Consider the following 21,238-nt stretch of genomic DNA (forward strand, 5'->3'; position numbering starts at 1 on the left):
TATAAACTACCTTATTTGGTTTCGTTTCCGTATTCTGGTTTCATATGCTTAATACCTTTAATTGCTTCTGCAACTTCCGGTGGCATATATTCTTCGTCATGTTTAGCAAGTACTTCAGATGCGCTAATAACATTAGCTGACTTTAATACGCCTTGCGCAACAATACCTTGCCCTTCACGGAATAAATCCGGCAAGATACCTTCGTATTCCAGTGTAACCAGACCGCCGTTGTCATCACTTAACACAAAGCTAACCTTAAGGTCTTCCATGTTACGTGTAACTGTACCCGGCATAACTAAGCCACCAATACGTAAACGCTGGCCAATCTCAGGTTTAACTTTATCTTCACCTAGGCCTTCAACAAGTTGGCTCGGCGTATAGAATAAATCAATGTTCTGTTTTAATGCATAAAGTACAAGACCCGTCATTGTGCCTAAACCAATGATAATCACCAGCGCTATCGATAAGCGCTTTTTACGTCTTGGATTCATAGCGTATTCTCCATTTTTTCAGCAGCACGCATACGTTCGATACGCTGATGCTTATTTTTAATTTCATCAATAATTTGGCGACGTTTTACAATTGTAGCAACCGTTAATGAGCCTAATGATAGCAAGCTAAACGCAACCGCTAGCCAGACATAAAAACCGTAACCACCCATGGCTAAAAAAGCCGAAAAGCTATCAAATTGCATGTTACTTATCCTCGATAAATAATTTTTTCACCCAAGGTCTGTGCGACTCACGGGTAATTAATTCATTTCTAAAACGCATCAAGGTCAAGGTACCAAACAGTAAACCGAAGCCTAATAAGTTAATCAGTAAAGGCCACAGCATATCGGTATCCATTGACGGCTTATCGAATTTACTAATCGTGGCTTTTTGATGTAGCGTATTCCACCATTCAACTGAGTAGTGAATAACGGGTAGATTAATAACACCCACTAACGCCAGGATACCTGCAGCACGACCAGCAAGTAGTTTGTCGCTAAACGCGCCATAAATAGCAATAACGCCAAGGTATAAAAATAATAAGATAAGCTCAGATGTTAAACGTGCATCCCATACCCACCAAGCGCCCCACATAGGTTTACCCCATACGGCACCAGTAAATAATGCAATTGCTGTAAATACTGCGCCAATTGGTGCGATTGCAGCGACAGCCATATCTGCCATTTTTAACTGCCAGACCAGGCCAATAAATGCAGCAATTGCCATACTTAAGTATGCACCCATAGAAAGTGATGCAGCAGGTACATGCAAATAGATAATACGGAAACTATCGCCTTGTTGATAATCAGCGGGCGCGAATACAAAACCCCAAACCATACCGATTGTCAGTGAGATAGCACTAAATAGTGCAAACCAAGGCAGCATTTTACCGGCTAGGTTATAACTTTTTTCTGGTTTTGCATAAGGATGGAGCCATTTCCACATATTAAACTCTCTACATAAATAACGGCTCAATTATATGAACCTAAACAGTGATTGAAACTAACTTTACTTTTCTTTAATTAAAAGCTTTAACTAACAATTTAACTCAGGCTAACCCGTAATGATGCAGCGATAGCAAACGGTGATAAAGTAACCGATGCTGCCAGCATAGCGCCTAATATAGCAACGGGGCCAGCATACGACACACCAAAACTCGCCGCATCAATGGCACTGGTTGCAAAGATCAATACGGGAATAAATAACGGTAAGATCAATAAACTTAGCAATACCCCACCTTTACGTAAGCCAACCGTTAACGCCACGCCAATCGCCCCGACAAAACTAAGTACCGGTGTACCGAGTAACAAAGTAATAAACGTGGCCGTAAAGGTATTCGCATCTAATGATAAAAATACCGCTAACAAGGGTGAAACAAGTAAAATAGGCACACCCGTCAATAGCCAATGAGCCACAACCTTAGCGGTAACTATCACCCCCAATGGCGTGTTCGTTAACATTAATTGTTCTAGCGAACCATCGAGAAAATCATCGCGGAATAAACGTTCCATCGATAATAACGCCGATAATAATGCCGCCACCCAAATAACACCTGGTGCAATACGTAATAACAGGTTTGGCTCAGGCCCAATCCCTAATGGGAAAAGTGTGATGACGATAATGAAAAACCACAGTGGATTTAAAATATCTGATTTACGGCGAAAAGCAGTAATGAGTTCGCGCTTAATCACCTGCATAAAAACAGCAAACATATTAATACTCAGTTAAGTGTTGACGGGTTAAGGTGATCTTACGTAAGCGCCCAGCTGAGAACTGTAGATCTTGGTGCGTTGTTAAAACAACGCTCCCCCCCTTGTCGGCATGGGCTAAAAATAAACTCTCTAATACCTTCACGCCACTTTTATCAATCGCGGTAAATGGTTCATCTAAGATCCATAATTTCTGCTCAGACAACCATAAACGAGCTAACGCAATACGACGTTGTTGGCCCGCAGAAAGATGACAAGCGAGTTGGTCTTCATAACCAGCAAGACCGACTTGAGCAAGTGCTTCCCAAATCTTATCTTTAGCGACAGGCGCGTGCATAGCATGGTAGAAAAATAAGTTTTCGAAGGCAGTCAGCTCTGCTTTCACCCCAGGTAAGTGACCAAGGTAGAGTAGATCTTGATGATAGTTTTCACGGTCTTCTAAGGTATCAATGTGCTGCCAAAGGATATGACCATCTGCGGGTGATGAGAGTCCGGCTAATAAACGCAGTAGGCTTGTTTTACCTACCCCATTAGGGCCTTCAATTTGAATCATTTCACCTGCAGAGACGGTGAAACTCAGATCTGAAAATAACACGGTGTCTTCACGTATACAGCTTAAATTAACGACTTCTAACATATTTTTAATTCTTCCAGCAGCAACCTGTAAGAATGTTAACATATTCCGGCTTTAAGCATAATTAAGCAACATCAAATAACCTGCCAATTATAGACAATAAATACTACTTTTTATGGAAATTAAGGAGTAGTTCTGCTTCTGCACGTGGTAGTTCGCACTCACGCATGATTTCTTCCAAGCTTGCGCCTAATTCAACCAGCTTCACTGCACGTGTATAAAAACGACTATCAGGATCTTGCTGTTCCTGTGTTGTCATCTCTTCTTTCATTTCATCTTGCTGATATTTAGTTTGCTGTAACTCCGATGCGACCCCCTGAATTGCACCACCTAAGTTAACATTAGATGTACTGAGTTCAATGATGCGTTTTTGCAGTGAATCATTTGATTTAGATAAGTGTTTGAGCAGTAAACTATGTGTTGCCTGCAATTTGGTTAACTTGCGGAATAATACAACACAACCAATAATCGCAGCAATCGCCACAGTCAGCGCAGCACCAGACAAAATCAAAGCAAGCATATTGAGTCCTTCAATAAAATAGCAATTAAAAAAAGCACTGTAACAATCATTACAGTGCTTTTCTAGATAGAAATGAAGATTAAGCTTATAAACCGCTTAATTCATCCCATTCTTCATCACTCAAAAACTTATTCAAATCAACAAGAATAAGCAGTTCGCCATCACGGTTTGATACACCTTGAATGAACTTAGCACTTTCATCAGTACCAACACTCGGCGCCATATCAATTTCTGAAGAACGTAAATAAACAACTTCAGCAACACCATCAACTAAAATACCAATCACTTGTTTTTCAGCTTCGATGATAACAATACGTGAGTTTTCACTTACTTCTGATGGCATCAAACCAAAACGCACGCGGGTATCGATCACGGTAACAACATTACCACGTAAATTAATAATACCAATGACGTAGTTTGGCGCACCCGGTACTGGCGCAATTTCTGTATAACGTAATACTTCTTGTACTTGCATAACGTTAATACCGTAGATTTCATTCTCTAGCTTGAATGTAACCCATTGTAATACTTCATCTTCAGATGCGTTTTCACCTAGACTTCGAGACTGACTCATGTTTTATTTCCTTCTACTATTGCCCATGAATATTGATGCCATTATCCAGCAATTTAATCATTTCGGTTACGTGTAATAATACGCACATGCGTGATTTAACCATGCCAGCTAACCAAGGTCGACTGCCAGGTGTACTTCGCCATTTAATATCATTACGGTTTAAAGTTTCAGTACCATGCAGACTTTCACAGCCTAGTACCCAATTCGAATCACTTAGTTGGATTTGATATTTATAATCTATCGCGCCCATATTCTGCTCAGGCATAACCCATTGCGCCGTATCAACAACACTTAATTTTTGATCTCGGTGTTGAATGATACCTAAATACCAATCCGGTTTGCCAAATAAGCTATTAACCGTATCGACTTGATGAATACCCCCTAACTCTGTCAAAGGCACGGCAAAAATAACGCCTGCAACTTCAAAAAACAGTGCTTGAAAGTGTTCTTCTAATTCAATATTTTCCCACGCCGGCGGTGCTTCAGCAGCAACCATCACATCTTCTTCTACGTGTATTATCTCTTGTGCTGGGACGTCCAACTCACCAGTGCTATCCTCAGAACTCTTCAGCTCAGTTGCTCGCTCTTTAGCCGTACCGGTATCGACAATAGTATTCACTGTATCAACAACGGGTTCGACTGCATCAACAACCTGTTCTACAGTACCTATATCAAGCTCTACTGTTTCGACAACCCCTTGATTTACAGGCAAGTCGACCGGCTCAACCGTATCTAAAACAGACAAGTCCATGTCAGCAAGATCTATATCAATAACAGAACCCAACAACTGGTCAAGTTCGGTTAATGAACCAGCACTATCTGGTTCAGGGATCTTGAAGTTACTCAATGCTTGAGGCGCCACAACCGACAATAACGGTACTGGCTCAGGATGAGTGGGCTTTGCAAGCACAACTGCTGGTTCCACCAGTTTCACTTCTTCCACGACAGGCACTGACAACATAGACGAAAAGTAATCATCCAATGCAGAATGTTTGTTGTTCTTATCCATACATGCGATCCTGTTGTTTTATCTCTGCCAACAAGTCTTGTAATAACGCCCCATACGCAGCAACACCACGGCTACTTCGAGAATACATCGAGGGCGGCATATGTTTTAAACTGGCATTTCTAAATTGTGTATCAATTGGCACAACAGCACGCCAAACATGCTGGCTATAGTTTTGCTGTAATGTCTGCAATGATACCAGTGATGCTTTAGTTCGACGGTCAAACATCGTCGGGATCACCGTATATTTAAATTCATTTGCACAACTACGTTGCATAATTTCAAACGTTTTCACCATACGGTCTAACCCTTTCAAGGCTAAGAATTCCGTTTGTACAGGCACTAAAATACGATCACTGCTTGCTAATGCATTCACCATCATCACCCCGAGTACAGGCGGACAATCGATAATAACAAAGTCATAATCATCCACGACTAGACTGATGATATTTTTGAGAATAAGTCCCATACCATCACGATGACCAAGGGTTCTATCCAAGGTCGCCAATGCCATTGTCGCGGGTAATAAATTAATACCGTTGTAAGGCGTTTCTATTGTCGCATTATGAACTAGTTCAGCATCAAGCGTAGGCGCGACAAAAAGATCAAACAATCCAACTGTTAAGTCATCACTGTCATAATTGAGATAGCTGGTTAAGGATGCGTGAGGGTCGGTATCAATTAATAATACGCGTTGCCCTTGCTCTGACAGTAACCCAGCCAGCGTAATGGCAGTGGTTGTTTTTCCAACCCCACCTTTTTGATTAGCAACAGTCCAAACGTTCAACTTTACCCTACCTTATCTGCTTGTCATTACCGACAACCAACTTCAATATTAATGCGCTCTGCGATTTGTAGCAGATTAATTTGCTCATCGGCTAATCCAGCATTCACAATCGCTTGTGGCATACCATAGACAACACAAGATTGTGCATCCTGTGCCCATACTGTACTGCCATGTTGTTTAAGTAATTTAGCGCCCTCGCGACCATCTGCGCCCATGCCAGTTAAGACAATCGCCAATACTTTATCGCGATATGACTTTGCAGCAGAACCAAATGTAATATCAACACTCGGTTTATAATTAATGCCTTCTGGACTGTCTATGACTTTCAGATACAAGCCACCGGCTTTACTTTCGATCAATACTTGCTTGCCACCCGGCGCTAAATAAGCGACACCCGGCTGTAAGCGATCACCGTGCTGCGCTTCCTTTACCGTAATTTGGCATAAAGTATTCAATCGCGCTGCAAATGCCGAGGTAAATGTAGCTGGCATATGTTGAATCAGCAAAATAGGGAGTGGAAAATCATGCCGTAAAGGTGTTAATACATTTTGCAATGCGACTGGACCACCGGTCGAAGAGCCGATTGCTAATAAGCTATACTTTTTACCTGATGCACGTTTTAGCACACGACTTGCTGCTGGCAATACTCGCGCTTCAGACGGACTATTGTCGACATGGTGAGTGTGACCAGAATTTAACGTATTTAAGCGATTCGTATCCGCATTGTGTCGCGCAACAACTGGCGTATTGATACGGTTATGCACGGTGTTATTAACAGTGCGATTAACTGTATTATTAACAGTACTATTAACCGTACTATTAACCGTACTTCGCGTTAAAGTTGGTATCGAATGATTCGTAGGTGCTGCAGTCATTATTGGCGACGTAACAGGCGTACTACGCGGTGTTCTTAATAAACTGCGTCGTTTACTAATTTCTTTAATATTCTGCTGTAATAATCGTACCGCTTCCGCTTTATCTTTAGCAATATCTTCAAACTTTTTCGGCAAGAAGTTAGCGGCACCCGCTTCTAAGGCCTCTAGCGTTGATTTGGCACCTTGATGTGTTAATGATGAAAACATTAAAATCGGAGTCGGCGCTTCCTTCATGATCACTTTAACAGCAGAAATACCATCGAGTACCGGCATTTCAATATCCATCGTGATCACATCAGGACGTAGTAACTTTGTTTGAGTGATCGCTTCTTGACCATTGTTAGCAGTACCAATAACTTCCATTTCTGGATCTGCATTAATGATTTCACTTACTCTACGTCTGAAAAAACTAGAGTCATCAACGACTAAAACCTTTATTTTCATCTAATCTATCTACTTCAATGTGTCTACTTCAATGTAAAAGCACACAGGGGTTGCCCCCTGCATCAACAAATTAGCGTTTTGCGTAATGATTCAAGAGACTTGGAATGTCCAAAATCAGCGCAATACCACCATCACTGGTAATTGTTGCTCCAGCCATACCTGGCGTACCTTGTAATAAGTTGTCTAACGCTTTAATAACAACTTCTTCTTGACCAATCAGACTATCAACAACAAAACCAACTTGCTTGAGACCCAATTGAACAATAACAACATGGCCTAAACCGCGTTCATTACGAGCACCTGCTTGTGGATCCATTTTCGTTAACCAATCATGCAGATAGAATAGCGGTATCGCTTTCTCTCGAACAATAATTGTCAGCTGGTTATCCACTACGTGCGTTTTATTTAAATCAAGATGGAATATTTCATTCACACTTGTTAATGGTAACGCGAATATCTGTTTACCCACTTCAACCATCAATGTTGGTAATATCGCCAGTGTTAGCGGCACCTTAATAAAGATTGTCGTACCAGTACCCAGGTTTGAATCAATCGAAATAGTACCATTAAGCTTACTAATACCAGTCTTAACAACATCCATACCGACACCACGGCCAGAAATATCAGAAATCTTTTCTTTAGTTGAGAAGCCTGGTGCAAAAATAAGGTTGTATGCTTCATTATCCGAAATGCGTGCCGCTGAATCTGCGTCAAGTACACCACGGTCAATGGCAATTTGTTTTAATCGTTCAGCGTCCATACCGGCGCCATCATCAACGATTTTCAAACTAATATGGTCGCCTTCTTGTGAGGCCGATAAGGTAATATTACCTTGTCGAGGTTTACCATTTTTCTCACGTACGTCCGGCATTTCAATACCGTGATCCACCGAGTTTCTCACTAAGTGAACCAGGGGATCAGCAAGTGCTTCCACTAAGTTTTTATCTAAATCAGTTTCTTCACCAACCAATTCAAGGTTAATGTCTTTCGCTAAAGTACGCGCTAAATCACGTACAACACGGGGGAAACGACCAAATACTTTTTTGATTGGTTGCATCCGTGTTTTCATTACTGCACCTTGTAAATCAGCAGTAACCACATCAAGATTAGACACAGCTTTGGTCATATCTTCATCATTCGTTGAAATGCCCAAGCTCACTAAACGGTTACGAACAAGCACTAACTCGCCCACCATATTCATGATTTCATCAAGCGTACGCGTATCAACACGTACCGTTGAATCGGCTTGTGGCTTAGCTTTTTTATCTGTTTTTGCAGCTGGCTCTACCGCTTTAGCGACTGGCGCCTTAGCTGGTGATGCCGCTACTTTTGCAACAGGTGCTGTCGGTGTTGCAACAGCGGTTAACTGTTCCACAACGGGTTGCGATTGTACTGCTGGTGTATTCGAAGTAGTGGCTACATTTTTAATGCTGTTCACAGCACTTGGTGCATTACCCTTACCATACAAGTCATCGAGTAAGCTTTCGAAGTCATCGTCATTAATACCAGCATTATTATCTGCCACAGGTGCTACCACCTTCGGCGCCGCTGGTGTAGCAGGAGATGCCACACTATGCTGACCAACACCATGCAAGTCATCAAGTAGCTTTTCGAATTCATCATCACTAAAGTCTGAATTTGAACTTACAGGCATCGCCACTGGTGCAGGTTTACTCTCTTCAGTATTAGCCGTTGGTGTACCGCCTTTACCGTGTAACTCATCAAGTAACTGCTCAAATTCAAGCTCTGACATGCCGTTAATGTCTGGACTAGCAGCAGTAACCACAGGTGCCGCAATTTTTTCAGCGACAACAGGCGTTTCGATCACCGCTGCTGGCGCAGATTCAGGTTGAGTAAGCAAATTCAGTTGATGAATTAATGCCGCATCTGCAGCAACAAGAGGCTCTCTTTGTTGAATTGCGACAAACATTTCGTTTACACAATCCAATGATTTAAGAATAACATCCATTAATTCAGGTGTTACCGCTCGAAGTCCATTGCGCAAGCCATCAAATACGTTTTCTGCACCGTGGCATATATCAACGAGTTCTGATAATGCTAAAAATCCAGCACCACCTTTAACCGTATGGAACCCCCTAAAGATTGCATTCAGCAATTCTGAGTCTTCTGGACGTTTTTCTAAATCAACGAGTTGCTCAGAGAGTAGCTCCAGAATTTCAGATGCTTCTATCAGGAAGTCCTGTAGAATATCTTCATCAACATCAAAGCTCATCAATATCTCCCTTAAAATCCTAAACTTGATAATAAATCATCAACATCATTTTGGCCGTCTACCACATCAACACGTTCACTCGCGTTCATGATCGGACCTTCCGCCTCAATGCCACTTATTTCTTTAATTTGTTCAGCTGATTTGTTTAGTGGTTTTGCTGCCTCACCAAACATCGTCAACATTTCAACTAATTTAACTTCAACTTCTTGCACTAGATTAATCACACGACGGATCATTTGACCTGTTAAGTCTTGGAAATCTTGTGCCATTAGAATTTCAGTTAAGTACTGTCTTAGGCTATCGGCATCAGACACTGAAACTTGAAGGAAATCATCTAATAAATTACAAAGTTCTTTGAATTGACCGAGTTGCAAATCACGACTCATCAAGCTCTTCCAATTTGGCATCACTTGTTGGATGCGATCGTTAAAGCTATCGGCGATTGGCAAGCAAGCTTCTACTGCATCCATCGTTCGGTTTGCGGCTTTATCTGTCATCTCGATCACGTAGTTTAAACGCTCTCGTGCATCAGGAAATTCGTCGTTGGCCAAACTTTCAATACGTGTATCTAATTGGAAGTCTTCTAATGAATCATGCAGTTGACGCGTTAACACACCGACTTTATCAAACAGAGCATCGGAACTTGCACTCTGAATATCGGTGATAATTTCATTTGCCATTTCAATCTGGTCACACTCTAACAGTGCAACCAATTCTTTAGCTTTTGCCAATGAAATCAAAGATTCTAGTTGTTCACTCATGCGCATCCCTGATTATTGAATTCGTTCGAAGATCTTCTCTAATTTTTCTTTTAATGTCGCTGCCGTGAATGGTTTGATAATGTAACCATTTACACCTGATTGTGCAGCTTCAATAATCTGTTCACGTTTCGCTTCTGCAGTAACCATCAATACTGGAATATGGCAAAGCGCTTGATCTTTACGGATCTCTTTAAGCAGATCAATACCTTGCATGCCAGGCATATTCCAATCAGTGACAACAAAGTCATAATCGCCATTTTTAAGCATAGGTAACGCGGTGTTACCGTCATCCGCTTCATAAGTATTACTAAAACCAAGGTCGCGCAATAGGTTTTTAATGATACGTCTCATCGTAGAAAAATCATCAACGATAAGAATTTTAATTTGCTTTTTCAAGTTGTTCTCCAAAATAAGTAATTACAATATTTACAGGTCCTGATACCCATAAATATATTACTTCAATATTCAGGTACTGAATAAATAGTACCAATTAAACTTAATCATCAATCCAAGCATGCATACGAGCTTTAACACGATGCATTGCTTGACTGTGTATTTGACTTACTCGAGATTCACTGACACTAAGCACTTCCCCAATCTCTCTTAGGTTTAACTCTTCATCGTAATAAAGCGATAAAACTAAGCTTTCTCTTTCTGGTAATGTTTTAATACAACCAGCGAGTGCTTGCTGAAAACGTTGGTCAGAAAAGTCCGCACAAGGGGTACTTGATTTACCTTCATAAGCTGAATAAGCGTCTTCATTACTGGCCGTCAAATCCTCGACCGCCAATATATGCCCACTGTTAACATCCATCAACATACTATGGTAGTCGGTCAGACTTACGCCTAATTCGCCAGCAACATCAGTATCTTTTGCGTCCGTCCCCGTTTGTTTCTCGATCCGATCAATGGCAGCTGCAATATCACGACCATTTTTATGCACTGATCTTGGTACCCAGTCTCCGCGTCTCATTTCATCAATCATTGAGCCGCGAATACGAATACCCGCATACGTTTCAAAACTAGCCCCTTTAGAACCATCAAAATTGCGCGCAGCATCCAGTAACCCAATCATACCCGATTGGATTAAATCATCTAACTGAACACTCGGCGGCAAACGTAGAAGCAAGTGATGGGCAATTCGTTTTACTAAAAAACCGAATTGCTCAACAGCCTGATTCTGTTGCGACTGGATGTTAGTGTAAGCGGATGCCTTATTCACTTCAATCTTCTACCTTGGCTTTGTTCTCAAACAGGTTCTCAATGAAAAACTCTAGATGACCACCGGCTTTATTCGGTACCGGCCAAGTAGCAGCTTTACTTGCCAATGCTCTAAACGCAAGTGACGCAGGTGCTTTTGGAAACGCCTCTACAACCACTTTTTGCTTTCGAACAGATTGACGAACACAGTTATCAAACGGAATACAAGCAACAAGTTCTAATGTTGCATCTAAAAATCGGTCGGTGACACGTGTCAACTTAGTAAATAATTCTTGGCCTTCACGTAAACTGCGCACCATGTTGGCGACAATTTTAAAACGATGAACACCGTGTTCTTTAGATAATAATTTAATTAAAGCGTAAGCATCGGTAATCGATGTTGGTTCATCACACACCACCATCAAGATATCTTGTGAAGCACGGCAAAAACTTAATACCATGTCCGAAATACCGGCAGCAGTATCAACTAATAACACGTCAATGGGTGTCTTTAATGCGCCAAAAGCGCGGATTAAACCCGCATGCTCTTGCACCGACAACTCAACCATCGAACGTGTACCCGATGTCGCTGGCGCGATCAAAATGCCATTTGGCCCTTCAATCAAAATATCGTCTAATGTACATTCTCCCGATATCACATGAGAGATATTTTTATGTACGCGTAAGCCGAGTAAAACATCGACATTTGCCAATCCAAGATCGGCATCTAAAACCATCACTCGCTTGCCTTGAGCCGCGAGTGCTACTGCCATGTTCAGTGTTACGTTAGTTTTACCCACGCCACCTTTACCACCTGAAACGGCAATAACTTTAACTTTTTTGTTATTACTCATTTGTCTTAGACCACTTGCTTGATCGAAAAAAAGATTTTTATTCATTACTATTTATCATCGCCTAACCAAAAATGCGTATCGTGTTGTTCTTCTCGTGTATCTCTGTTCAGCACAGTACTCACTAATTGCTGAGCATTCGCTGAATCGATATCTTCAGGTACTCTCTGCCCATTCGTTATATAAGCAATCGGCAGTTGATGTTGTATTAATACACTTAAAATTTCACCGAGGCTTAAACTTTCATCCACTTTACTTAAAATACAGCCCGCTAACGGGATGTGGTGAAAATGCTCAAGTGTTTCTTGTACGACCCTACGCTGTGAAGTAGCAGGGACAACTAAATAGTTACGAATCACGACTTTTTCATTATTTACTAATGTCTTTAACTGTTCAGACAAACGCGTATCGCGCTGACCCATCCCAGCGGTGTCAATCAAAACTAAACGCTTACTACGTAATTGATACAAGTATTGTGCCAATTCCGCATCATCACGTGCAACCTTAACGGTACAGCCCATTATACGGCCATAAGTCGCTAATTGTTCGTGTGCACCGATACGATATGTATCAGTTGTGATCAACGCAACATTATCGGAACCATGCAACATGGCAAATTTTGCCGCTAACTTGGCGATTGTTGTCGTTTTACCAACACCGGTTGGGCCCACTAAGGCAACGGCGCCACCTTTACTTAAAATATCATCTTTGGCAATCAAGACATTATCTATTAATAGCGCCTGAATTTGATCCCATGCTGATTCTATTGAACAATTTTCTGCCACACAATTTGCCAATTGATCGGCAATTTCGTCAGTAAAACCAATCTTAACTAGATGCTTAATCAACATAGCACGAATAGGTTCGTTACGTTCAACTTCCTGCCACTGCAAGCCTGACACTTGGTGCTCAAGCAACTGACGGATTGAAGCCAGCTCCGCTTTCATGGCACTAATATCCTGCTGGTTATCCACTTTTGGCGGCGTTGACTCAAACGGTTTATAGCCATTTGGCGCTGACTGCTTCGCCATACCATCACGCATTTCATTTTGCTCAGCGAGCGTGGCTGGTGCAGACTTTGGTGGTTCAGCGAAACGTCGAGACACAGGTTTCTTTAGAAAACTGGTATCCCAATTATTCTCTTCACTCGTGTCATCATTGTTTATAGCTTGCGACATCTGCTGTTTATGTTCTTGCTGACGTGCCAGTAAGCTTGCTAATGAGTCGTTTTTACCCGCAACTTGCTCAGGTTCAGCTTGTTGTGACATTTCGCTATTCATTAATTTCTTGAAACTAAATTTAGATGCCGATAAATTGACGGAATCTTCAGAAAGTTGACGGTTTGTCTTATTTGTTACAGGTGCTTGTTCCGCTGCCAGTTTAGGTGCAGGCTTAGGCGCAGCAGGTTTACTTTCAGAGAAATCCACAGCAGCAACGATTTCGATGCCACCAGTGACCTTTTTGTTAGACATAATGACAGCGTCAGGGCCAAGAACCTCTTTAACTTCAGCCAATGCCGCTCGCATATCTTTGGCAAAAAAGCGCTTTATTTTCAACTTATCATCCTTAAGTACTGTTCACTACTTTAATTTATTAACGCGTTATTGCCCTACAACACTGACAATTCTAATCTGTTTATCATCGGGGACTTCTTGGTAAGACAATACTCTTAATGATGGTATTGAATATTTCACAAATTTCGCCAATGTCGATCTTAATACCCCAGACGTTAATAAGATCGCGGGTTGTCCCGCTAATTCTTGATTCTGCGCAACTTCTGCTAACGACGTTTGCATTCGTTCAGCTAATCCAGGTTCAATACCAGCACCTTCACTCCCTGCTGCCTGCAGAGACTGATGTAATATTTGTTCTAATTCCGGTGCCAGTGTCACGACAGGTAATTCACTATCGATACCATTAATATCCTGAACAATCATACGACGTAAGCTGACACGACAAGCCGAAATTAATACTTCAGGGTCTTGTGTTTTAGTGCCATATTCAGCCATCGTTTCGACAATGGTGCGTATATCTCGAATGGGTACGTTATCATGCAATAACCCTTTCAGTACTTTCACTACAACACCGAGAGGTAAAATTTCAGGTACTAAACTTTCAACCAACTTGGGATGTGTTTTTGCTAACACATCCAATAAATTCTGTACTTCTTCATAGCCGAGTAACTGCGCCGCATTGTTCAGCAGTAACTGACTCAAGTGTGTCGCAACAACCGTAGCCGAGTCAACTGCTGTATAGCCCAAGGTTTGCGCTTGATCACGCTGTTGCGGGTTGATCCACAAAGCAGGTAAACCAAAAGCTGGATCGATGGTTGAAATGCCATCAATTTTGCCGTAAACCTGGCCAGGGTTAATCGCTAACTCTTTATCGTGGAAGATTTCAATTTCGCCATTTGATACCCCCATAATGTTAATACTGTAACAATTTGGTGGTAGATCAAGGTTGTCTCGAATATGTACCGCGGGTACTAAGAAGCCTAATTCTTGAGACAGTTTTTTACGCACACCTTTAATACGATTTAATAATTCGCCACCTTGGCTCTTATCAACCATAGGTATAAGACGGTAACCCACTTCCAAGCCAATTGTATCAACGGGTTTAACATCGCCCCAATCAAGGTCTTTTTGATCATTCAAATTCGATTCAATCGCGGCATCTTCTGGTATGTTATTTTTATCTTCTTCGCGTTTATCGGCTTGTTTCATTAAACGCCAAGCCCAAGCACCGGTAAGCACACCAAAACCGATGAAAGCGAGATGTGGCATGCCCGGCACTAGGCCCATTACAGTCATAATAATTGCAACAACCGCTAATGCTTTTGGATTAGCCACCATTTGACTCGTCACTTGGGTACCAAGTTTTTCGTCTTTATTTTGACGGGTAACGATAATTGCTGCAGCAATAGAAAGCAGTAATGATGGAATTTGTGCAACCAAGCCATCACCAATCGTCAGCAAGGTATAAATTTCACTGGCTTCAGAAAAGCTTAAATCATGTTGCATAATACCGATAATCAGACCACCGATAATATTGATAAATAAAATCAATAAACCCGCAACCGCATCACCTTTTACAAATTTACTGGCACCATCCATCGAACCATAAAAATCAGCTTCTTCAGTCACCTCGGCACGGCGCTGTTTGGCTTGTTCTTGATCGATAATACCGGCATTCAAATCGGCATCAATCGCCATCTGTTTACCTGGCATCGCATCAAGGGTAAAACGCGCACTTACTTCCGAGATACGACCCGCACCTTTGGTCACAACCGCGAAGTTAATAATCATCAGGATCATGAACACGATTAAACCGACCGCCAAATTACCGCCGATCACCACAGAACCAAAAGCGTCAATTACCTTACCGGCGGCATCACCACCATTATGACCTTCCAATAACACCACTCGAGTCGAGGCCACATTCAGGGCTAAACGCAGTAGCGTCGCAATTAACAGTACCGTCGGAAAAGCAGCAAATTCAAGGGGTTTGTTTACGTATACAGAAACAAGTAAGACTAATAACGACAACGCGATATTAAAAGAAAAGAAGACATCTAACAGGAATGCAGGTATCGGTAATACAACCATACCTAATGTAGCTAAAACAACTATCGGGGTGCCGATATTTTCTAGCGCGATCGATCTTTTACCCCAGATTTTGGATAGATTTGTTGCTACTTGCATTCGGAGACCTCAAAAAATTATGCTCGCTAGTATAAAGCAATAATCATACCTAAGGCAAAAGCATTAGCTATCTTAACCTAAAAATGGCATTAATATTTCAAATCATCCGGTATATCCATGGCTTTTGGCAATGGTTTGGGACGATTACCTTTACGCTGCTTGAACTGCTCGAGTTGATAAACGTAAGCGAGGATCTGCGCAACTGCAATAAACAAGCCTTCAGGGATAGGTTCGTCGATCTCGGTGGTATGGTAAATAGCACGCGTTAAGGCCGCGGACTCTAAAATAGGTACTTTATGTTCTTTGGCCATATCGCGAATACGAAATGCCGTGTGATCGACACCTTTAGCCACGACTTTAGGGGCGGAACTCCCCGACTTCTCATATTTTAGCGCCACAGAGTAATGGGTAGGATTGGTAATAATGACATCTGCATCTGGGACATTGCCCATCATTCGACGCTGTGATACCTCCATCTGCATTTGTCTTATCTTGCCTTTTAGCTGTGGATTACCATTCACATCTTTCATTTCGTCTTTTACTTCTTGCTTGGTCATACGCAATTCTTTGGCATGTTTCCAATATTGATACGGTACATCAATCGCCACAATAATAATCAAAGACGCACAGAGCCAAATGAAAACATCAGTCAAGAAGGTTAACGATTCGATAATCGAGATGTGTAATGGCTGAAGACTAAACTCCATAATTTCTAAGAATTGATTTTTTAGCACCATCAAGGCAATGGTGACTACGACCGTGACCTTGGCAATTGATTTAACCAGCTCCACCATCGCCTGCGGGCCCATCATTCTTTTAAGGCCTGCTTTAGGCGACATTTTCGATGCTTTAGGGCGAATTGACTCGCCACTAAAGACTACGCCGCCCATGATAATATTACCGACAATACCAGCAAAAAAACCCACGATCATAATACCGAATAAGGGCCAGAATAACGGTTTAATACTCAGAGTTACAATCTCGAGCAAGGCTTGAGGGTTGAATATTTCTTCACGATCAAGTTTAAAAAGCTGAGTCATATTGGTCACAAGCGCACGCGCTAACGCATCACCAAAAGCCAGAAAAGCAGCACCTGTCGCCGTCAGAACAAAGGTCGTCGCAAGTTCTTTCGAACGTACTACCTGACCTTTCTCCCTGGCTTGGGTGAGCTTTTTCTCGGTGGCGTCTTCGGTTTGTTCTTGACCGTCTTTTTCAGCCATGAGGAAATACCTTTATTCTAATGTGATGAGTAGTACTAATACGCGCACGCATTATTGAGCAATGAACAGATCAGTTCACCGGCTCTTTGCCATTGCGCATCAAAATGGAACATAAAGCTCTTTAATGATAAATAAATAATAAATAAACCCGCGACCATACCTACCGCAAACCCTAAACTGAATACGTTTAACTGCGGCGCCGCTTTGGTCATAACACCAAATGAAAAGTTAATCACGAGCATAGCAACAATCGCAGATAATGACATGCTCAGGGCAGCCGCTATCATCACCGACATCCAGCCTGCTATTTCATAATATTGTATTGCAACCAAACCGGATTCCGATACGGGTAAGGTATCAAAAGATTTAACGATGGTTTCGATCATAAATAAATGACCGTTAACAGATAAATAAACCAACGTACCTAATAGAATATAGATTTGGCCGATCACAGGCGAAGTCTGCCCGGATGACGGGTCTGCCATTGAAGCAAAACCTAAGCTGGTTTGCATCGCAATAATCTGTCCCGCGACAACAAAGGTTTGAATCAACATCAGTGTCACAAAACCAACCGCGATACCAATCAAACTCTGTTGCAGGATTATCATGAAACTGCGGAGCGAAAACAGCTCAACATTCGGCATAGGCGGTAATACAGGTGCAACCATCGCAGTCAGTGCGAGGCAATAGAATAACCGGATCATCACAGGCGTGGTTTTAGCACCACTGACGATCATGACCATCACCATGCCAGAGAGGCGGGCAAACGGCCAAATATAACTGGCCATAAACGTCATGATATCAGCCGACAGAATTTCCACTTATTACCCTACAACTTGCGGAACTTGCAGCATCATATTGGTGAAAAATTCCATTAATCGACCAAACCCCCAGTGAGCGCCATAAATAAGCGCTAATAAGGTGGCAATTAAGCGCGGTAAGAAACTCAGTGTTTGTTCATTAATAGATGTAGCGGCCTGAAATACAGAAACGACTAAACCAACCAGTAATCCGGGCACAACAACAGCACATACCAACAGCAATACTGTCCATAATGCTTGTCGAAATATATCTACAAAGACTTCAGGTGCCATGATGCTGCCTCTTCCTTATAAACCGGTTTATGAACTGGCTGATGAACGTATATGATTGCGGAGATGGAAGCTCGGTGATAAAGAGGCTCGTCATAAACCAAAACTAGTTGCAAGCGTACCCATAATCAGGCTCCAGCCATCAACAAGTACAAACAACATCAATTTAAAGGGTAAGGATACAATCATAGGCGATAACATCATCATACCCATGGCCATCAAGATACTCGCCACAACCAAGTCAATAATCAAAAAGGGAATGAACACCATAAAACCAATTTGAAAAGCGGTTTTCAGTTCACTGGTCACAAAGGCAGGAATGAGTACTCTAAAAGGCACTTCTTCAGGTGAATTAGCTTCCACTTTAGCAATACGCATAAAGGTATCAATGTCAGTCACACGAGTTTGCGCTAACATAAATTGTTGCATGGGTAGCTTTGCCTGTTCAAAGGCTTGTATCGAGGTAAGTTCTTCATTCAAATAAGGCTGCAGGGCATTATCATTAACGCGCTCAAATACCGGCGACATAATGAAAAAAGACAAGAATAAGGTGATACCGACAAGCACTTGGTTAGACGGACTTTGCTGTAAACCCAGCGCTTGACGCAAGATAGACAACACAATGATAATCCGGGTAAACGAGGTCATCATGATTAACGCGGCAGGGATAAAACTCAGCGCCGTCATCATTGCTAAAATTTGCAAGGACACCGAATACTCTTGCGAACCATCGTCGTTGGTGATGAGTTTCACCGCCGACATTACCGAGTTATCGGCCCAGGCAGCAGAAGTAAATAATACCAATATTAATGACAGTAAGATCGTATACTTATTTTTCATTATGCTGTTTCATCATCTGGGCTAATTTAGTAGCAAATGGATTGAGTTCTGGCTGACTATTTACCAATGGTTCTGGCAATTCTTTCAGCAGATTAATTTGCTGTCCAGTCACACCGAGAAGTACTTGTTCAGAGCCCACTTGTACCACCATAAGACGTTCTTTAGGCCCTAGCGGTAGCGTCGCGATAACGTGTAGTTGTTGATGATTACTACCAAATACACGCGTCTTTTTGGCGATCCAAGCTAACATCACGATAACCGCAATAACCACAAACAATGATAATAGCCATTGCAGCATATCGAGATCGTTCATGCTATTTAAGCTTTTTAATACGTTCGGTTTGACTTATCACATCAGTTAAACGAATACCAAATTTATCATTTACCACAACCACTTCACCGTGTGCGATAAGCGTACCATTGACCATCACGTCGAGTGGCTCACCGGCAATACGATCAAGCTCAACAACAGAACCTTGGTTTAACTGTAATAAATTACGAATACTAATTTTACTACGGCCCACTTCCATTGAGATCACAACTGGAATATCAAGAATACTATCTAGCTTTTGCTGATGCTCAGCCGAGAAGGTATTGTCGTCGTTGTTAAAATCTTCTAACTCAGTCGCTTCAACATTACTTTGCTCTGCCATTGCAGCAGCCCAGTCATTAGCCATCTGATCTTGATCTGCACTCATTTCAATACCTTATTTGTCATCATTGTCATTGTTATCGCCTAAATTCAATAAACCACCACGTAATGCTACATGGTCGATATCAGATTTAGTTAAATTACTTACTTTCAGTTTTTTACTAATTTTAACCGCTACATTGTCTTTATTCCGACCTAGTTTGGCTTTATAACTCGGTAAATCTTCAATAAATACAGTGAGTTCTTCAGGCATATCGACCGGAATAATATCGCCGGCTTTTAATTCCATGATTTGCCCTAGCGTTAACTCAGTTTCAAGTAATCGAGTACTAAGCTCTACCGGTACATCTAAGATCTCTTCTTGTAACGCCGAACTCCAGCGTTCATCGGTATCTTCTTTATCACTTTGCACACCCGCATCGAGTAATTCACGGATCGGCTCTAGCATCGAATACGGCATGGTAATATGGAAATCACCACCACCACCATCAAGTTCAATATGGAACGAGCTCACCACCACAACTTCTGTTGGGCTAACAATATTCGCCATTGCCGGGTTCACTTCCGAATCAAGGTATTCAAACTCTGAATCCATGACTGGCGCCCATGCCTCGTGATAATCTTCAAATACTATCTTCAATAACATTTGAATAATACGACGCTCTGTCGGCGTAAACTCACGACCTTCAATCTTGGCATGATAACGACCATCACCACCAAAAAAGTTTTCAACCAAAATAAATACTAACCGCGCTTCCATGGTCACTAACGCAGTGCCTTTTAATGGTCGGAAACGTACCATGTTCAAACTCGTCGGTACAAATAACGTATGTACGTACTCACCAAACTTGAGCATCTGTACGCCATTAATTGATACTTCAGCAGTACGACGCATCATATTAAAAAGGCTGATCCGCATGTGACGCGCGAAACGTTCATTAACCAACTCCAGCGTTGGCATACGGCCACGTACAATACGGTCTTGCGATGAAAAGTCAAAATCAACAATACTGGCACTGTCTTCGACGGTGTCAAACTCATCTTCTTCAACATCATCAACACCATGTAATAGCGCATCGATCTCGTCTTGGCTTAATAAATCACTCACACTTAACCTACTGCATTACAAAACCAGAAAACAGGATTTTTTCAATCGCCGCGACTCCGGTATATTTTGTCAAAATTTCATTCACACTCGTTAATGAGTCCGTACGTACTAATTCTTTACCTTGATAGGTTGCTAATTGCTGCTCTGTTGTGGCGCTAAAGACTTGTAGCAAAGTACTCTCAACCAGCGGTAAATTGGCTTTCACTAAGTCTTGATTATCACTGCCACGTACCATTAGCTGGACTTTTATTTGTACTAAGCGCTCACGCTTCAAGCCAATAACATTAAAGACAAAAGGACGTGGTAGAGCAACATAATAAGCAGTCTGGTCAGCGCTTTTATCAACAATTTTCGTTGCTACTTCAGTACTATCAGTGGCAACACTATCATCACCACCACTTAGTAAGAAAAATGCCGCGCCGCCACCAGCAAGCGCTAAGATTAAAATTATCGCAATGATAATAATTTTCTTATTCCCTTTACCTTTTTCATCTAGTTTCAGGTCTTTGTCGTCGGCCATTGTGATCCTTAAATCGAATGC

Annotated in this window: 25 protein-coding genes; all 25 read right to left on the reverse strand. The window is 41.8% G+C overall.

Going from position 1 to position 21,238, the window contains the following annotated elements; genetic code table 11:
- Positions 1-11: 11 nt before the first annotated feature.
- Positions 12-491 (reverse strand): cytochrome c maturation protein CcmE, encoded by a 480-nt coding sequence (gene ccmE, locus A923_RS0106965; RefSeq protein WP_017220949.1) that lies wholly within the window; start codon positions 489-491, stop codon positions 12-14.
- Entirely contained in the window at positions 488-694 is a 207-nt protein-coding gene (gene ccmD / locus A923_RS0106970) for a heme exporter protein CcmD (RefSeq protein WP_017220950.1), read from the reverse strand. The genes ccmE and ccmD overlap by 4 nt, the downstream gene beginning before the upstream one ends.
- A 1-nt stretch (position 695) precedes the next feature.
- Positions 696-1,436 carry a heme ABC transporter permease gene (locus A923_RS0106975; protein ID WP_017220951.1) on the reverse strand — a complete coding sequence of 247 codons (741 nt, stop codon included), beginning with the start codon at positions 1,434-1,436 and terminating at the stop codon, positions 696-698.
- A gap of 98 nt (positions 1,437-1,534) precedes the next feature.
- Entirely contained in the window at positions 1,535-2,203 is a 669-nt protein-coding gene (gene ccmB / locus A923_RS0106980) for a heme exporter protein CcmB (protein WP_017220952.1), read from the reverse strand.
- A 1-nt stretch (position 2,204) separates the two neighbouring features.
- Complete coding sequence (gene ccmA, locus A923_RS0106985) at positions 2,205-2,879, reverse strand: cytochrome c biogenesis heme-transporting ATPase CcmA (RefSeq protein ID WP_017220953.1); 675 nt, start codon at positions 2,877-2,879, stop codon at positions 2,205-2,207.
- A gap of 61 nt (positions 2,880-2,940) precedes the next feature.
- Positions 2,941-3,354 (reverse strand): DUF2802 domain-containing protein, encoded by a 414-nt coding sequence (locus A923_RS0106990; RefSeq protein WP_017220954.1) that lies wholly within the window; start codon positions 3,352-3,354, stop codon positions 2,941-2,943.
- An 85-nt stretch (positions 3,355-3,439) separates the two neighbouring features.
- Positions 3,440-3,928: a chemotaxis protein CheW gene (locus A923_RS0106995; protein ID WP_017220955.1), complete on the reverse strand. Its 489-nt coding sequence runs from the start codon at positions 3,926-3,928 to the stop codon at positions 3,440-3,442.
- A 16-nt stretch (positions 3,929-3,944) separates the two neighbouring features.
- The gene (locus A923_RS0107000; RefSeq protein WP_017220956.1) at positions 3,945-4,937 is read right to left on the reverse strand and encodes a chemotaxis protein CheW; all 993 of its coding nucleotides are present in this window, start codon (positions 4,935-4,937) and stop codon (positions 3,945-3,947) included.
- Complete coding sequence (locus A923_RS0107005; RefSeq protein ID WP_017220957.1) at positions 4,930-5,721, reverse strand: ParA family protein; 792 nt, start codon at positions 5,719-5,721, stop codon at positions 4,930-4,932. Before A923_RS0107005 ends, A923_RS0107000 begins: the two co-directional genes overlap by 8 nt.
- Positions 5,722-5,747: 26 nt before the next feature.
- A complete protein-coding gene (locus A923_RS0107010) occupies positions 5,748-7,040 on the reverse strand; it encodes a protein-glutamate methylesterase/protein-glutamine glutaminase (protein WP_017220958.1) in 1,293 nt (430 codons plus the stop codon).
- Positions 7,041-7,110: 70 nt separating this feature from the next.
- Positions 7,111-9,273 (reverse strand): chemotaxis protein CheA, encoded by a 2,163-nt coding sequence (locus tag A923_RS0107015; protein WP_017220959.1) that lies wholly within the window; start codon positions 9,271-9,273, stop codon positions 7,111-7,113.
- 11 nt (positions 9,274-9,284) lie between these two features.
- Positions 9,285-10,034, reverse strand: coding sequence for a protein phosphatase CheZ (locus A923_RS0107020; protein WP_017220960.1), 750 nt, complete (start codon positions 10,032-10,034; stop codon positions 9,285-9,287).
- A gap of 12 nt (positions 10,035-10,046) precedes the next feature.
- Positions 10,047-10,430: a chemotaxis response regulator CheY gene (gene cheY / locus A923_RS0107025; protein WP_017220961.1), complete on the reverse strand. Its 384-nt coding sequence runs from the start codon at positions 10,428-10,430 to the stop codon at positions 10,047-10,049.
- A gap of 100 nt (positions 10,431-10,530) precedes the next feature.
- On the reverse strand, positions 10,531-11,256 hold the full coding sequence (locus tag A923_RS0107030; protein WP_017220962.1) for an RNA polymerase sigma factor FliA: 726 nt from the start codon (positions 11,254-11,256) through the stop codon (positions 10,531-10,533).
- 1 nt (position 11,257) lies between these two features.
- Positions 11,258-12,133: a MinD/ParA family protein gene (locus A923_RS0107035; protein WP_017220963.1), complete on the reverse strand. Its 876-nt coding sequence runs from the start codon at positions 12,131-12,133 to the stop codon at positions 11,258-11,260.
- 2 nt (positions 12,134-12,135) lie between these two features.
- The gene (gene flhF / locus A923_RS0107040) at positions 12,136-13,641 is read right to left on the reverse strand and encodes a flagellar biosynthesis GTPase FlhF (protein ID WP_017220964.1); all 1,506 of its coding nucleotides are present in this window, start codon (positions 13,639-13,641) and stop codon (positions 12,136-12,138) included.
- Positions 13,642-13,686: 45 nt separating this feature from the next.
- Positions 13,687-15,786, reverse strand: coding sequence for a flagellar biosynthesis protein FlhA (flhA, locus tag A923_RS0107045; protein WP_017220965.1), 2,100 nt, complete (start codon positions 15,784-15,786; stop codon positions 13,687-13,689).
- A gap of 89 nt (positions 15,787-15,875) precedes the next feature.
- Entirely contained in the window at positions 15,876-17,006 is a 1,131-nt protein-coding gene (gene flhB / locus A923_RS0107050) for a flagellar biosynthesis protein FlhB (RefSeq protein WP_017220966.1), read from the reverse strand.
- A 35-nt stretch (positions 17,007-17,041) separates the two neighbouring features.
- Positions 17,042-17,827: a flagellar biosynthetic protein FliR gene (fliR, locus tag A923_RS0107055; RefSeq protein WP_017220967.1), complete on the reverse strand. Its 786-nt coding sequence runs from the start codon at positions 17,825-17,827 to the stop codon at positions 17,042-17,044.
- A gap of 3 nt (positions 17,828-17,830) precedes the next feature.
- Complete coding sequence (fliQ, locus tag A923_RS0107060; protein WP_017220968.1) at positions 17,831-18,100, reverse strand: flagellar biosynthesis protein FliQ; 270 nt, start codon at positions 18,098-18,100, stop codon at positions 17,831-17,833.
- A gap of 90 nt (positions 18,101-18,190) precedes the next feature.
- Positions 18,191-18,937 carry a flagellar type III secretion system pore protein FliP gene (fliP, locus tag A923_RS0107065; RefSeq protein ID WP_017220969.1) on the reverse strand — a complete coding sequence of 249 codons (747 nt, stop codon included), beginning with the start codon at positions 18,935-18,937 and terminating at the stop codon, positions 18,191-18,193.
- Complete coding sequence (fliO, locus tag A923_RS0107070; RefSeq protein ID WP_017220970.1) at positions 18,927-19,250, reverse strand: flagellar biosynthetic protein FliO; 324 nt, start codon at positions 19,248-19,250, stop codon at positions 18,927-18,929. The genes fliP and fliO overlap by 11 nt, the downstream gene beginning before the upstream one ends.
- A gap of 1 nt (position 19,251) precedes the next feature.
- Positions 19,252-19,635, reverse strand: a complete 384-nt coding sequence (gene fliN / locus A923_RS0107075) for a flagellar motor switch protein FliN (RefSeq protein ID WP_017220971.1) — start codon at positions 19,633-19,635, stop codon at positions 19,252-19,254.
- Positions 19,636-19,644: 9 nt separating this feature from the next.
- On the reverse strand, positions 19,645-20,697 hold the full coding sequence (gene fliM / locus A923_RS0107080; protein ID WP_017220972.1) for a flagellar motor switch protein FliM: 1,053 nt from the start codon (positions 20,695-20,697) through the stop codon (positions 19,645-19,647).
- A 7-nt stretch (positions 20,698-20,704) separates the two neighbouring features.
- Positions 20,705-21,217: a flagellar basal body-associated protein FliL gene (gene fliL / locus A923_RS0107085; RefSeq protein ID WP_017220973.1), complete on the reverse strand. Its 513-nt coding sequence runs from the start codon at positions 21,215-21,217 to the stop codon at positions 20,705-20,707.
- Between the last annotated feature and the right edge of the window lie 21 nt (positions 21,218-21,238).

The sequence above is a fragment of the Moritella dasanensis ArB 0140 genome, assembly GCF_000276805.1.
In the GTDB taxonomy this organism is placed as follows: Bacteria; Pseudomonadota; Gammaproteobacteria; order Enterobacterales; family Moritellaceae; genus Moritella; species Moritella dasanensis.

Excerpts from the sequence above, each read along its gene's own strand:
- ccmE (WP_017220949.1), bottom strand. The coding sequence starts at position 491 with ATGAATCCAAGACGTAAAAAGCGCTTATCGATAGCGCTGGTGATTATC.
- ccmD (WP_017220950.1), bottom strand. The coding sequence starts at position 694 with ATGCAATTTGATAGCTTTTCGGCTTTTTTAGCCATGGGTGGTTACGGT.
- A923_RS0106975 (WP_017220951.1), bottom strand. The coding sequence starts at position 1,436 with ATGTGGAAATGGCTCCATCCTTATGCAAAACCAGAAAAAAGTTATAAC.
- ccmB (WP_017220952.1), bottom strand. The coding sequence starts at position 2,203 with ATGTTTGCTGTTTTTATGCAGGTGATTAAGCGCGAACTCATTACTGCT.
- ccmA (WP_017220953.1), bottom strand. The coding sequence starts at position 2,879 with ATGTTAACATTCTTACAGGTTGCTGCTGGAAGAATTAAAAATATGTTA.
- A923_RS0106990 (WP_017220954.1), bottom strand. The coding sequence starts at position 3,354 with ATGCTTGCTTTGATTTTGTCTGGTGCTGCGCTGACTGTGGCGATTGCT.
- A923_RS0106995 (WP_017220955.1), bottom strand. The coding sequence starts at position 3,928 with ATGAGTCAGTCTCGAAGTCTAGGTGAAAACGCATCTGAAGATGAAGTA.
- A923_RS0107000 (WP_017220956.1), bottom strand. The coding sequence starts at position 4,937 with ATGGATAAGAACAACAAACATTCTGCATTGGATGATTACTTTTCGTCT.
- A923_RS0107010 (WP_017220958.1), bottom strand. The coding sequence starts at position 7,040 with ATGAAAATAAAGGTTTTAGTCGTTGATGACTCTAGTTTTTTCAGACGT.
- A923_RS0107015 (WP_017220959.1), bottom strand. The coding sequence starts at position 9,273 with ATGAGCTTTGATGTTGATGAAGATATTCTACAGGACTTCCTGATAGAA.
- A923_RS0107020 (WP_017220960.1), bottom strand. The coding sequence starts at position 10,034 with ATGAGTGAACAACTAGAATCTTTGATTTCATTGGCAAAAGCTAAAGAA.
- A923_RS0107035 (WP_017220963.1), bottom strand. The coding sequence starts at position 12,133 with ATGAATAAAAATCTTTTTTTCGATCAAGCAAGTGGTCTAAGACAAATG.
- flhA (WP_017220965.1), bottom strand. The coding sequence starts at position 15,786 with ATGCAAGTAGCAACAAATCTATCCAAAATCTGGGGTAAAAGATCGATC.
- flhB (WP_017220966.1), bottom strand. The coding sequence starts at position 17,006 with ATGGCTGAAAAAGACGGTCAAGAACAAACCGAAGACGCCACCGAGAAA.
- fliQ (WP_017220968.1), bottom strand. The coding sequence starts at position 18,100 with ATGGCACCTGAAGTCTTTGTAGATATATTTCGACAAGCATTATGGACA.
- fliP (WP_017220969.1), bottom strand. The coding sequence starts at position 18,937 with ATGAAAAATAAGTATACGATCTTACTGTCATTAATATTGGTATTATTT.
- fliO (WP_017220970.1), bottom strand. The coding sequence starts at position 19,250 with ATGAACGATCTCGATATGCTGCAATGGCTATTATCATTGTTTGTGGTT.
- fliN (WP_017220971.1), bottom strand. The coding sequence starts at position 19,635 with ATGAGTGCAGATCAAGATCAGATGGCTAATGACTGGGCTGCTGCAATG.
- fliL (WP_017220973.1), bottom strand. The coding sequence starts at position 21,217 with ATGGCCGACGACAAAGACCTGAAACTAGATGAAAAAGGTAAAGGGAAT.